This window comes from Silvania hatchlandensis (genome assembly GCF_025564065.1).
Classification (GTDB): domain Bacteria; phylum Pseudomonadota; class Gammaproteobacteria; order Enterobacterales; family Enterobacteriaceae; genus Enterobacter; species Enterobacter hatchlandensis.
Genome location: NZ_JAMGZK010000046.1, coordinates 44,452 through 57,671 on the forward strand (window position 1 = coordinate 44,452; position 13,220 = coordinate 57,671).

A 13,220-nucleotide genomic window follows, 5' to 3' on the forward strand; every position below is an offset into this window, starting at 1 on the left:
CTTTTCCCCTCTCCCGACGGGGGAGGGAATCCTGAAACAGGAACAACGATGACAAATCTAAAAAAGCGCGAGCGAGCCAAAACGAATGCATCGTTAATCTCTATGGTGCAGCGTTTTTCTGATATCACCATCATGTTCGGCGGATTGTGGATGGTGTGTAAACTCAGTGGGCTGCCTTTTCTCTACATGCATCTGCTGATGGCGCTGATCGCGCTGGTGGTCTTCCAGATGATCGGCGGTATGACCGACTTCTACCGTTCGTGGCGCGGCGTCAAAATCGCCACCGAGCTGCAGCTTCTGCTGCAGAACTGGACCTTAAGCCTGGTGTTTAGCTTCGGTCTGGTGGCCTTCAACAATGACTTTGATAACCGCTTTGCCACCTATTTTGCCTGGTATCTGCTGACCAGCGTCGGGATGGTGGTCTGTCGATCGCTTATCCGCTACGGTGCCGGCTGGCTGCGCAACCGCGGCTACAACACCCGCCGGGTGGCGGTGGCCGGGAGTTTGCCGGTTGGGATGACGTTACTTGACAGCTTTCGCAAAGAGCCGTGGCTGGGGTTTGACGTCGTGGGGGTTTATCATGATGCACAGCCGGGCGGTGTCTCTGCTGACTGGGCGGGTAACTATTCGCAGCTGGTAGACGATGCCAAAGCCGGGAAGATCCACAACGTTTATATCGCCATGCCGATGAGTGATGAAGCCCGCATCAAAACCCTGATGCGCAAGCTGGCGGACACCACCTGCTCGGTGATCCTCATTCCCGATGTCTTCACTTTTAATATCCTGCACTCGCGTATTGAAGAGGTGAATGGCGTTCCCGTGGTGCCGCTGTACGACACGCCGCTTTCCGGCATCAACCGGGTGCTGAAACGCGTGGAAGACATCATTCTCTCGTCCCTGATCCTGATGCTGATTTCGCCGGTGCTGTGCACCATTGCGCTGGCGGTGAAGCTCACCTCTAAAGGGCCGGTGATCTTCCGCCAGACCCGCTACGGCATGGACGGTAAGCCGATCATGGTATGGAAATTCCGCTCCATGAAGGTGATGGAAAACGACCAGGTGGTCACCCAGGCGACGCAAAACGATCCCCGCGTCACCCGCGTGGGTAACTTCCTGCGCCGCACCTCTCTCGACGAACTGCCGCAGTTTATCAACGTCTTGACCGGGGGGATGTCGATTGTCGGCCCGCGCCCGCACGCGGTGGCGCACAACGAGCAGTATCGTGCCCTGATTGAAGGCTACATGCTGCGCCATAAAGTGAAGCCAGGCATTACCGGCTGGGCGCAGATCAACGGCTGGCGCGGCGAGACCGACACCCTGGAAAAAATGGAAAAACGCGTTGAGTTCGATCTGGAGTACATCCGTGAGTGGAGCGTCTGGTTCGATATCAAAATCGTTTTTCTGACCGTCTTTAAAGGCTTTGTAAACAAAGCGGCGTACTAACATGAGCTTACGTGAAAAAACCCTCAGCGGTGCCAAGTGGTCGGCAATTGCTACGGTGATCATCATCGGCCTTGGGCTGGCGCAGATGACGGTGCTGGCGCGGATTATCGATAGCCACCAGTTTGGTCTGCTGACCGTCTCGCTGGTGATTATCGCCCTCGCCGATACCCTGTCGGACTTTGGCATCGCCAACTCGATTATTCAGCGCAAAGAAATCAGCCAGCTGGAACTGACCACCCTTTACTGGCTGAACGTCGGCCTTGGAGTGGTGGTGTGTGTGGCGCTGTATCTGCTGAGCGACGCGATTGCCGACGCGCTGAATAACCCGGAGCTGGCGCCGCTGATGCGGGCCCTGTCATTTGCCTTTATCCTGATCCCCCACGGACAACAGTTCCGCGCCCTGATGCAGAAGGAGCTGGAGTTCAGCAAAATCGGCATGATTGAAACCACCTCGGTGCTGGCCGGATTTACCTTCACCGTGGTGAGCGCCCATTTCTGGCCGCTGGCGATGACGGCGATCCTTGGATATCTGGTTAACAGTGCGGTGCGTACTCTGCTGTTTGGCTATTTTGGCCGCAAGATTTACCGTCCGGGGTTTCACTTCTCGCTGGCGTCGGTGGCCTCTAACCTGCGCTTTGGCGCGTGGCTGACCGCTGATAGCATCATCAACTATGTGAATACCAACCTTTCGACGCTGGTGCTGGCGCGTATGCTCGGCGCCAGCGTGGCCGGCGGCTTTAACCTTGCGTGGAACGTGGCGGTGGTGCCGCCGATGAAGCTCAACCCGATCATCACCCGGGTGCTGTTTCCGGCGTTCGCCAAAATTCAGGACGACACCGAGAAGCTGCGGGTGAACTTCTACAAGCTGCTGTCGGTGGTGGGAATTATCAACTTCCCGACGTTGCTGGGGCTGATGGTGGTCTCCGGCAACCTGGTGCCGCTGGTGTTTGGTGAGAAGTGGGTAAGCATTGTTCCGGTTCTGCAGTTGCTGTGCGTGGTGGGCCTGCTGCGTTCGGTCGGCAACCCAATTGGATCGCTGCTGATGGCAAAGGCCCGCGTCGATATCAGCTTCAAATTCAACGTCTTTAAAACCTTTCTGTTTATTCCGGCGATCGTCATCGGCGCCCTGATGGCGGGCGCGATGGGGGTGACGCTGGGCTTCCTGCTGGTGCAAATCATCAACACCGTCTTGAGCTACTTCGTGATGATTAAACCGGTGCTGGGTTCCAGCTACCGCCAGTACATTCTGAGCCTGTGGCTGCCGTTTTATCTCTCTATACCCACGCTTGCGCTGAGCTATGCCCTGGGCGTGGTGCTGAGCGGCCATCTGCCGCTGGCATTGCTGCTCGCCGTACAGGTGGCGGCCGGGGTGTTGGCCTTTGCGGTGATGATCGTGCTGTCACGCAATGGGCTGGTGGTGGAGATGAAGCGCCAGTTTTGTCGCGGCGAGAAGATGAAAACACTGCTTCGCGCAGGCTAATTTTAAGAGGTCATGATGAAATTATTGATTCTGGGCAACCATACCTGCGGCAACCGCGGTGACAGCGCGATCCTGCGCGGCTTACTGGATGCTATTCACACCCTGGCGCCTGAAACCGACGTTGATGTGATGAGCCGCTACCCGGTGAGCTCCTCCTGGCTGCTGAACCGTCCGGTAATGGGCGATCCGCTGTACAGCCAGATGAAACAGCACAACAGCGCCGCGGGCGTAGTGGGGCGGGTGAAAAAAGTGCTGCGCCGCCGCTATCAGCATCAGGTGCTGCTCTCAAGAGTGACCGACACCGGCAAGCTGCGCAATATCGCCATCGCCCAGGGCTTTACCGATTTTGTCCGTTTGCTCTCCGGCTACGATGCCATTATCCAGGTGGGCGGGTCGTTCTTTGTCGATCTGTACGGTGTGCCGCAGTTCGAGCATGCCCTCTGCACCTTTATGGCGAAAAAACCGCTGTTTATGGTCGGGCACAGCGTCGGGCCGTTCCAGGATCCGCAGTTCAACCAGCTGGCGAACCACGTGTTTGGCCACTGCGATGCGCTGATCCTGCGCGAATCGGTGAGCCTGAACCTGATGCAGCGCAGCGAAATTGACACCCGTAAAGTGGAGCAGGGGGTCGATACCGCCTGGCTGGTTGATCATCAGGACGCCAGTTTTACCCCCAGCTATGCGGTACAGCACTGGCTGAGCGTGGCGAAGCAGCAGAAGACCGTCGCCATCACCCTGCGCGAGCTGGCACCTTTTGATAAGCGACTGGGCACCACCCAGGCTGCGTATGAGAAAGCCTTTGCCGAGGTGGTCAACCGGGTGCTGGCGAGCGGTTACCAGGTGCTGGCGCTTTCGACCTGTACCGGGATCGACAGCTACAACAAGGATGACCGGATGGTGGCGCTGAACCTGCGTGAGCACGTCAGCGATCCGTCGCGCTATCACGTGGTGATGGATGAACTGAACGATCTGGAGATGGGCAAACTGCTCGGCGCCTGCGAGCTGACGGTGGGTACGCGTCTGCATTCGGCGATTATCTCCATGAACTTTGGCACCCCCGCGATCGCCATTAACTACGAGCACAAATCTGCCGGGATTATGCAGCAGTTAGGCATGCCGGAGATGGCGGTGGATATCCGCCATCTGCTGGATGGCTCGCTGAGCGCGACGGTAGCCGATACGCTGGGGCAACTGCCTGCCATTAACGAACGCCTGGCAGTGGCGGTTAACGCCGAGCGTGAGAACGGTATCCGGATGGTGAAATCGGTGCTGGACAGGGTAGGGGGGGATAAATGAAGGTTGGTTTCTTCTTACTGAAATTTCCGCTTTCGTCCGAAACCTTCGTCCTGAACCAGATCACCGCGTTTATAGATATGGGTTATGACGTGGAGATTATCGCCCTGCAAAAGGGCGATACCCGGAATACGCATGCCGCCTGGACGCAGTACGATCTGGCCAGCAAAACCCGCTGGCTGCAGGATGAGCCCCAGGGCAAGCTTGCGAAACTGCGTTATCGCGCCCGCCAGACTCTGCGCGGGCTGCATCGCCCGGGGACCTGGCGGGCGCTGAATGTTGCCCGCTATGGCGCCGAGTCGCGCAACCTGATCCTCTCCTCTATTTGCGGCCAGACCGCGCAGACCTGGCGGGCGGACGTGTTTATCGCCCACTTTGGCCCGGCAGGCGTGACGGCAGCCAAGCTGCGCGAGCTGGGCGTTATCGACGGCAAAATCGCCACGGTATTTCATGGGATCGATATCTCGAGCCGCGAGGTGCTGGATCATTACACCCCTGAATATCAGCAGCTGTTTCAGCGCGGCGACATGATGCTGCCGATCAGCGACCTGTGGGCCGGACGGCTGCAAACCATGGGCTGTCCGCCGGAGAAGATTGCGGTCTCCCGGATGGGTGTGGACATGCAGCGCTTTTCTCCGCGTCCGGTGAAGGTGCCGGGCAAGCCCCTGCAGATCGTCTCCGTGGCGCGTCTTACCGAGAAAAAAGGGCTCCACGTGGCGATTGAAGCCTGCCGTCAGCTGAAAGCGCGCGGGGTGGATTTTCACTATCGTATTCTCGGGATTGGCCCCTGGGAGCGCCGCCTGCGCACCTTGATTGAACAATATCAGCTGGAATCCTGCGTCGAGATGCCGGGGTTTAAGCCCAGCCACGAAGTGAAGGCCATGCTTGATGAGGCGGACGTGTTTTTGCTTCCCTCCATTACTGGCGCGGATGGCGATATGGAAGGTATTCCGGTGGCGCTGATGGAGGCGATGGCGGTGGGGATCCCGGTGGTGTCCACGCTGCACAGCGGGATCCCGGAGCTGATCGAGACCGATCGTTCCGGCTGGCTGGTGGCCGAAAATAATCCCGAGGCGCTGGCCGATCGGCTGGCGACCTTTGGCGATATCGCGCATGAGGCGCTTTCGCCGGTGGTGCACAACGCGCGCCGCAAGGTGGAGACTGATTTCAATCAGCAGCTGATCAACCGGCAGTTAGCCACTCTGCTTCAAACGCTTTAAACGGAGGCTGTATGCCGAAAGAAATGACGCGCCGCGCGTTTGTCACTACCTGCAGCGTACTGGCGGCAGCTCCCCTCGTGGGCGTGCGGGCCGCGACTGCGGGCGGCACGGTGGACATTCGCCAGTACAATCGTCGTGACTGGATCGCGGCCTTTAAGCAGGCTTTTACCGAAGGCGACACGGTGGTGGTGCCGGCCGGACTGACCTGCGATAACATCAATACCGCTATTTTCATCCCCGAAGGCAAAACGCTGCATATTCGCGGTGCGATGACCGGCAACGGAAGAGGGCGGCTGGTGCTGCAGGACGGCAGCAAGGTGATCGGCGAAGGGAAGGGGCGCACCGAAAATATCACGCTGGACGTGCGCGGCTCCGACTGCGTAATCCAGGGTCTGGCGATGAGCGGTTATGGCCCGGTGACCCAGATCTATATCGGCGGTAAAAAACCAAAGGTGATGCGTAACCTGCTGATCGACAAGCTGACCGTCACGAAAGCCAACTATGCAATTTTGCGCCAGGGCTTTCATACTCAGATGGACGGCGTGACCATCACTAACGGCCACTTTAGCTATCTGCAGGGTGACGCTATCGAGTGGAACGTGGCGATTAACGATCGCAATATCCTGATTTCTGACCACGTTATCGACCATATCGACTGTACCAACGGCAAAATTAACTGGGGCATCGGCATTGGCCTTGCGGGGAGCACTTATGACAACGCCTACCCGGAAGATCAGGCGGTAAAGAACTTCGTGGTCGCCAATATCACCGGCAGCAATTGCCGCCAGCTGGTGCATGTTGAGAACGGCAAACACTTTATTATTCGTAATGTTAAAGCACGAAATATCACTCCCGACTTCAGCAAAAAAGCGGGGATCGATAACGCAACGGTGGCGATATACGGCTGTGATAATTTTGTTATCGATAATGTGGAGATGACCGACAGCGCGGGGATGCTAATTGGCTACGGGGTGATCAAAGGCAATTATTTGTCGATACCGCAAAATTTCCGGCTCAATGATATACATCTGGATAACCAAAATCTTACCCGCAAATTACGCGGGATCCAGATCTCCTCCGGCAATGCGACCTCATTTGTGGCCATTACTAACCTCGAGATGAAGCGCGCATCTCTTGAGCTGCATAACAAGCCTCAGCATCTTTTTATGCGCAATATCAATGTGATGCAGGATGCGAGTATCGGACCTGCTCTGGCGCTGAACTTCGATTTGCGCAAAGACGTGCGCGGTAAATTTATGGCTAAAGAAGAGACGCTGCTGTCGCTGGCGAACGTTAAAGCCGTTAATGAGAAAGGTCAAAGTTCGGTCGATATCGACCGGGTTGATCAGCATACGGTGAAGGCGGAAGGGCTGAATTTTACTCTGCCGAAGCGCTGATTATTTAGCCATTGCCACTTTGCGAAGATTCCTGGAATTAATGCCAGGTGATTCGGATTGCTACTACTGTAATTTGCGCGGCAGCTGCGTAACATCAAATCCAGAATTGCAGCAAATCGTGCTGGCGAAAACAGGTTAAAGAGCTATAATTCGGCAACCATTTTTAAGGTGGAAGAAACATGATTAATTTGAAAGCGGTCATTCCGGTAGCGGGTCTGGGCATGCATTTGCTCCCGGCCACAAAAGCCATTCCTAAAGAGATGCTGCCGATCGTTGACAAGCCGATGATTCAGTACATCGTCGACGAGATTGTTGCTGCAGGGATCAAAGAAATCGTTCTGGTCACCCATTCTTCCAAGAATGCGGTAGAAAACCACTTCGACACCTCCTACGAACTTGAAGCCCTTCTGGAGCAGCGCGTTAAGCGTCAGCTGCTGGCAGAAGTGCAATCGATCTGCCCGCCAGGCGTGACCATTATGAACGTTCGCCAGGCGCAACCGCTGGGTCTGGGGCATTCCATTCTGTGCGCGCGCCCGGTTGTGGGTGACAACCCGTTTGTGGTCGTATTACCGGACATTATTCTCGATAACGCCTCCGCCGATCCGCTGCGCTACAACCTGGCGGCGATGGTGGCGCGTTTCAACGAGACCGGCCGCAGCCAGGTGCTGGCGAAGCGCATGAAAGGCGACCTGTCCGAATACTCGGTTATCCAGACTAAAGAGCCGCTGGATTCCGAAGGGAAAGTCAGCCGTATCGTTGAGTTTATCGAGAAACCGGATCAGCCGCAGACGCTTGATTCTGATCTGATGGCCGTGGGGCGTTATGTATTAAATGCTGAAATCTGGGCCGAACTGGAACGTACTGAGCCAGGTGCCTGGGATCGTATTCAACTGACAGATGCTATCGCTGAAATGGCGAAGAAACAGTCCGTCGATGCCATGCTAATGACCGGCGAAAGCTACGACTGCGGTAAGAAAATTGGCTACATGCAAGCTTTTGTTCAATACGGCCTGCGTAACCATAAAGAAGGTCAGAAGTTCCGGGAAAGCATGAAGAAATTATTAACTAACGATTAATATCCGGTTAGCGTATTCGAAACGGCAGTGGATCATTCAGGAACCTAATCGGTTCTGATGAATGCCACTGCCGTTTTGTATTTCTGAATATATTCTTAAATTTCAGTCGGTTAGTTGCTGGTTTTTTGTATAGTAAGCCTGTTTTTTTCCCTTGTTTCTACAGGCATTTAATACGACAATTATTGGCTGACTTGCCGGTAATCCGGCGTGCCATTTGTTGTCTTCAGACCGCAAAGAAAGTCCACATTCTGACCATGCTCAGTGCTCTGGTAGCTGTTAAGCCAGGGGCGGTAGCGTGGTTGTTTTCTGGCATGGTGCTCCAGTGCCGTTCCAGAATTCATTATCCGATCTCTTCATTTAACGGAAATTAACGCGTGAAAATTCTTGTTACGGGTGGTGCTGGTTTTATTGGCTCTGCGGTTGTACGACATATTATTCAAAACACTCTGGATGAAGTGGTTAATGTCGATAAATTGACCTATGCCGGTAACCTGGAATCACTGGCTGAGGTGAGCAGTAGCCAGCGTTACGTTTTTGAGCATGCTGATATCTGCGATAAAGCGGCCATGGAACGTATTTTTGCGGAGCATAAGCCGGATGCGGTGATGCATCTGGCGGCAGAAAGCCACGTTGATCGGTCTATTACCGGCCCGGCTGCATTTATCGAGACCAATATTGTCGGTACTTATGTACTGCTCGAAGCCGCCAGAGCCTATTGGTCAATGCTTACCGAAGAGGCGAAACAAGCATTTCGCTTCCATCATATTTCCACTGACGAAGTGTATGGCGATTTGCCGCATCCTGATGAGCACACTGCCGGTACTGAGCTGCCGCTGTTTACGGAAGAAACGGCCTATGCGCCAAGCAGCCCGTATTCCGCCTCTAAGGCATCAAGCGATCACCTGGTGCGCGCATGGTTACGTACCTACGGATTCCCGACCATTGTCACCAACTGTTCGAATAACTACGGGCCTTATCATTTTCCTGAAAAGCTGATCCCTCTGGTGATTTTGAATGCGTTGGATGGGAAAGCGCTGCCTATATATGGCAAAGGCGATCAGATCCGTGACTGGCTGTATGTTGAGGATCACGCGCGTGCGCTGTACACCGTTGTGACCACTGGCGTTGTAGGTGAGACCTACAACATTGGCGGCCATAATGAGAAGCAGAACCTGGAAGTGGTTCACACCATTTGTAATTTGCTCGATGAGATCGTACCGAAAGACGGCTCTTATCGCGATCAGATCACCTATGTGGCTGACCGTCCGGGGCATGACCGCCGTTACGCCATTGATGCTGAGAAGATTAACCAGACACTGGGGTGGAAACCGCAGGAGACGTTTGAAAGCGGGATCCGTAAAACCGTGGAATGGTATCTGGCTAATACCCAATGGGTAGAAAATGTGAAAAGCGGCAATTATCAGTCGTGGATAGAGCAGAATTACGGAGAACGTCAGTAGAGAATATCCTGTTGTTCGGTAAAACAAGGTGGTGGACTGGGAATCCGCTCAAGTAGTTAGGTAGCCTGGGTGCCGTCGATGTTCTATCCAGCGAATATTACGGTTATTTCATTAATCCTGAAGGCATTGTGGAAACCGAAAACTGCTTCAAGTTAGATGTTATCAAGGACACCACCGTACATAGCAACGCTGAACTGGAGCAATTCTTGAACGCGATAAGCGTTGAGTCATGTATGTAAGAAGCTGCCAAAATTGGTACTTGGGTTGAATATTATTCGACTGACTATGTTTTAACCGGCGACGGAGAAATCCTATGGTTTGAAACAGAGGCCACTGCACCATAGAATTTTTACGGTGAAACCAAACTGGCCGGTAAGAAAGAGTGCCAGGCAGCTACGCTCGTCACTTAATTTTTATCACGAGTATGGTTCAAACAGGTAAAGATAATTAATTTGGCAAATCGATGCTATGTTATTGCCAAGAATTGCGCGGAAATGATAGGTCACTAACGATTAGCAAATGAATTCCACTGGGCGCAGAGCTGCTAGCAAATTTTACTGCCTATGCGAAACGTGTTGCGCCGAAGAGAACTGGAGAGGACGGGTTTAATCAATTGGTGCCGATTAGCGCGAAGCCCTGGCATGATTATGCGGCCCTGGTATTTAATGAAGCCTATAAGGCAGACATTGAACTATCAAACACCCAACTTAATGCGGTTTCTGGCAGTGCTTACCTAACTCCGGCATGTTGCCACAATAAGTCCCGGTTAAAATTCTATAATAACCGCATAACATTAATATATTGAAATAAAATTATATGAGCTTAATTAAAAATAGCATGTGGAATTTAGGTGGGTATGTAATACCTTCCCTTATTATTATTCCATCCTTAGGCTATCTTGCCAGGGTTTTAGGACCAGAACTTTTTGGTATTTATACAATCGCGATAGCGATTGTGGGTTATGCTGGGATATTTGATGTTGGAATAAGTAGAGCGATTATTCGTGAAATAGCCTTATATAGGAACGATAAGCAAGAGCGAAAAAAAATAATATCAACAGCATCAGTTTTTATACTGACGTTCAGTAGCGTATGTATGATTTTACTGTACTTAAATATGGCCGAGTTAGTTAGGCTGTTGAATGTATCTGAAAAATATTTCTCAGAAGTCTTATTATCATTAAAGCTGCTATTATTAACTATACCTTTCTTCTTGATTAATCAATTATGGCTTTCAATACTTGAAGGCGATGAAAAATTTGCAAATATTAATCTACAACGAACAATCAGTAGTTCAATGATCGCAGGATTACCGGCAGTGTTTGTTATTTTTATGCACTCATTGTATTCAGCGATATTAGGATTGGTGATAGCAAGGTTGCTATCACTATTAATAACTTACTTGGTTGTGTTACACTCTAAAATAGAACTAGGATTTACCTTTCATAAAAATACCTTCAAAAGATTAATTTTTTTCGGAGGATGGATTACTGTCAGTAATATCATTAGTCCTGTTATGGTATATTTTGACCGTTTTATCGTCTCAAATGTTATCGGTGCAGCATCCGTTGCTTTTTACACTATTCCTTCAGAAGCGGTATCCAGATTAGGAATTTTGCCAGCAGCACTATCCAGGGCTATCTTTCCAAAGCTTAGTAGTCTAAAAAATCAGAATGATATACGCGGTCAACTTTCACTTTCATATAAATTAGCGTGCGCTACATGCTTGCCCGTTGTGATTTTTGGAATTATTTTTTCTCCTCAGATAATATACTATTGGATGGGGGCCGGCTACGTTGAAAATTGTGTCCCTGTATTACGTATTTTATTAGTTGGTTTTTTCTTTAATAGTATCGCACAAATTCCTTTTGCCTCAATTCAGGCTGCTGGAAAGGCGAGAACAACGGCATTACTTCATTGTGCTGAAATTGCGCCATATTTGCTTTTCCTTTACTTCATGATCGACCATTTTGGGATCATTGGAGCAGCATATGCATGGAGCGCAAGAATGCTAATTGATTGTGTGATTTTATTAATGTTAGCTGTAAGAACACACTCATTCAAGTAAGGCGAGATATGTACAATGTAATTATGGCAACATATAATGGCGAGAAATATGTTGTTGAGCAATTAGACAGTATTGTTAATCAAACTATTTTACCTCGCAGCATTATCATAAGAGATGATTGTTCAACCGACAATACTTGTTCTATTATCCGTGAATATATAAAAAACTATAGAGGAAGTGTTAGGTTTAATATAATAGAGCCATCTCAAAATTTAGGTTACGTTAAAAATTTTGATGTCTTATCAAGAGCTGCGGATGCGGAAATTGTTTTCTTTTGTGATCAAGATGATGTCTGGGTTAAAAACAAAGCTGAGATTATTTTAAATAAATTTAACGAGAATGCTTCTTTGAATTTGATATTCAGCGATGCAGAATTAGTCAATGATAAACTAGAAGAGATAGGATTACTCTGGAATTGCATCGGCTTCAATTTTGATAAAGATAGAATTACATTAGCTAGATTACATAAGAAAAGCGTTGTAACTGGAGCGACAATGGCTTGTCGAAGGGCGTTCTTACATACATTAGTCCCTTTTCCTGAAGATGTGCCTCATGATCTCTGGCTTTCTGCTTGTTCGACATTTCAAGGTTCAATCGGTATTTGCAAAGAGCCTTTAATAAAATATCGACAGCATTCTAATAATCAAATTGGTGTTAGAGAAAGCAATTTCCTTCAAAAGATATTAACTCCATTTAAATCCAATAAAATTAAATTTAGAGTTCAACATTATAAGAATAATTATCAAATTAACGAAGCAATGGCTTCTTTTATTCCAAATTATAGAGATAGTACAGAGCATAAAGAAATTATGATGTTTTTGACTTTCGTTGGCAGAATCTATCAGATCGATTTTTACAAGCATGATAATAAATATTCACATTTCGATACCATAAAGGCATATGTCAAATATAATGATAAGAAACATATTCTCTTTAATCTAATTGACTTTTTCTGGGTTCACATAGCTGGTTTTAAACAGGGGGGAGGTAAATGAAACTTAAATTATTAGTCGTAATGTATAACAAAAAATTAATCGATAATGTTACGATTAAAAGTGCAAAATTAGCTGAAGAATCATTTCATGATTTTGAAATTATCGTTTGGGATAATAGTACAGACAGTGAGCTTCATGCTTGTAATGAAAAATTTGCAAAAGAAATGTCGTTAACTTACTTGTCTGATAATGAGAATTCAAAATTAAGTTATATTTATAATAAAATCACAAGTGAATTTCAATTTGATTACTTGATCATTTCAGATGATGACTCTGAATATAGTGAAGAATATTTTGACCATTTGAAAAAATCACTTCAAAATGATCCAATCGTTACGATTCCAAGAGTTTATGTTACTAATAAATTACGTAGCCCAGCAAGAATGGGATTAATAGTTGGTAAACATCTTGATAGTATTGTTCCAGGTATGCACAAGAATCTAATAGCTATCACTAGTGGTATGGTTATTTCTTCCAAACTAAAAGGGATAATGTCTCCTGTTTTTGATGAAAATTTATCTTTTTATGGTGTTGATACTGAATTTTTTCTGAGATTGTCAGAACATAATATATCTGTGAATGTTATGGATGTAGATTTGGTGCATGAGATGTCAATGCATAGTGAAAGTTATAAATTAACAAAAAAAGATCTCCCTAATAACTTTAGGTATTTAAATAATAAAAAAGCAACTATCTATATTTGTAATAAGAAATCATACTGGCGTGGAATTCTTGCACGGGTATATTATGTTTTATATGAATTTTTAAAGATTAAGTAAAACTACTAAA

The 13,220-nt window shown here is 49.0% G+C and carries 10 protein-coding genes; all 10 read left to right on the plus strand.

The window, feature by feature from the left end; translation table 11 throughout:
- The first annotated feature begins 48 nt into the window (after window positions 1–48).
- The 10 genes from wcaJ (at window position 49) to M8014_RS09380 (ending at window position 13,210) form a co-directional block, all read left to right on the plus strand.
- Window positions 49–1,443, plus strand: a complete 1,395-nt coding sequence (gene wcaJ / locus M8014_RS09335; protein WP_271282212.1) for an undecaprenyl-phosphate glucose phosphotransferase — start codon at window positions 49–51, stop codon at window positions 1,441–1,443.
- A gap of 1 nt (window position 1,444) precedes the next feature.
- The gene (gene wzxC, locus M8014_RS09340; RefSeq protein WP_271282213.1) at window positions 1,445–2,923 is read left to right on the plus strand and encodes a colanic acid undecaprenyl disphosphate flippase WzxC; all 1,479 of its coding nucleotides are present in this window, start codon (window positions 1,445–1,447) and stop codon (window positions 2,921–2,923) included.
- A 15-nt stretch (window positions 2,924–2,938) separates the two neighbouring features.
- Window positions 2,939–4,219, plus strand: a complete 1,281-nt coding sequence (gene wcaK, locus M8014_RS09345; protein WP_271282214.1) for a colanic acid biosynthesis pyruvyl transferase WcaK — start codon at window positions 2,939–2,941, stop codon at window positions 4,217–4,219.
- Window positions 4,216–5,436 carry a colanic acid biosynthesis glycosyltransferase WcaL gene (gene wcaL / locus M8014_RS09350; RefSeq protein WP_271282215.1) on the plus strand — a complete coding sequence of 407 codons (1,221 nt, stop codon included), beginning with the start codon at window positions 4,216–4,218 and terminating at the stop codon, window positions 5,434–5,436. Before wcaK ends, wcaL begins: the two co-directional genes overlap by 4 nt.
- An 11-nt stretch (window positions 5,437–5,447) precedes the next feature.
- The gene (wcaM, locus tag M8014_RS09355; protein WP_271282216.1) at window positions 5,448–6,833 is read left to right on the plus strand and encodes a colanic acid biosynthesis protein WcaM; all 1,386 of its coding nucleotides are present in this window, start codon (window positions 5,448–5,450) and stop codon (window positions 6,831–6,833) included.
- 179 nt (window positions 6,834–7,012) lie between these two features.
- Window positions 7,013–7,909, plus strand: a complete 897-nt coding sequence (gene galF, locus M8014_RS09360) for a UTP--glucose-1-phosphate uridylyltransferase GalF (RefSeq protein WP_271282217.1) — start codon at window positions 7,013–7,015, stop codon at window positions 7,907–7,909.
- A gap of 374 nt (window positions 7,910–8,283) precedes the next feature.
- Window positions 8,284–9,369, plus strand: a complete 1,086-nt coding sequence (gene rfbB, locus M8014_RS09365; protein ID WP_271282218.1) for a dTDP-glucose 4,6-dehydratase — start codon at window positions 8,284–8,286, stop codon at window positions 9,367–9,369.
- Window positions 9,370–10,185: 816 nt separating this feature from the next.
- Complete coding sequence (locus M8014_RS09370; RefSeq protein WP_271282219.1) at window positions 10,186–11,436, plus strand: flippase; 1,251 nt, start codon at window positions 10,186–10,188, stop codon at window positions 11,434–11,436.
- An 8-nt stretch (window positions 11,437–11,444) separates the two neighbouring features.
- A complete protein-coding gene (locus tag M8014_RS09375) occupies window positions 11,445–12,431 on the plus strand; it encodes a glycosyltransferase family 2 protein (RefSeq protein WP_271282220.1) in 987 nt (328 codons plus the stop codon).
- Window positions 12,428–13,210, plus strand: coding sequence for a glycosyltransferase (locus tag M8014_RS09380; RefSeq protein WP_271282221.1), 783 nt, complete (start codon window positions 12,428–12,430; stop codon window positions 13,208–13,210). Before M8014_RS09375 ends, M8014_RS09380 begins: the two co-directional genes overlap by 4 nt.
- Window positions 13,211–13,220: the final 10 nt, after the last annotated feature.

Coding starts and splice junctions, on each gene's coding strand:
- wcaJ (WP_271282212.1), top strand. CDS start 49: ATGACAAATCTAAAAAAGCGCGAGCGAGCCAAAACGAATGCATCGTTA.
- wzxC (WP_271282213.1), top strand. CDS start 1,445: ATGAGCTTACGTGAAAAAACCCTCAGCGGTGCCAAGTGGTCGGCAATT.
- wcaK (WP_271282214.1), top strand. CDS start 2,939: ATGAAATTATTGATTCTGGGCAACCATACCTGCGGCAACCGCGGTGAC.
- wcaL (WP_271282215.1), top strand. CDS start 4,216: ATGAAGGTTGGTTTCTTCTTACTGAAATTTCCGCTTTCGTCCGAAACC.
- wcaM (WP_271282216.1), top strand. CDS start 5,448: ATGCCGAAAGAAATGACGCGCCGCGCGTTTGTCACTACCTGCAGCGTA.
- galF (WP_271282217.1), top strand. CDS start 7,013: ATGATTAATTTGAAAGCGGTCATTCCGGTAGCGGGTCTGGGCATGCAT.
- M8014_RS09370 (WP_271282219.1), top strand. CDS start 10,186: ATGAGCTTAATTAAAAATAGCATGTGGAATTTAGGTGGGTATGTAATA.
- M8014_RS09375 (WP_271282220.1), top strand. CDS start 11,445: ATGTACAATGTAATTATGGCAACATATAATGGCGAGAAATATGTTGTT.
- M8014_RS09380 (WP_271282221.1), top strand. CDS start 12,428: ATGAAACTTAAATTATTAGTCGTAATGTATAACAAAAAATTAATCGAT.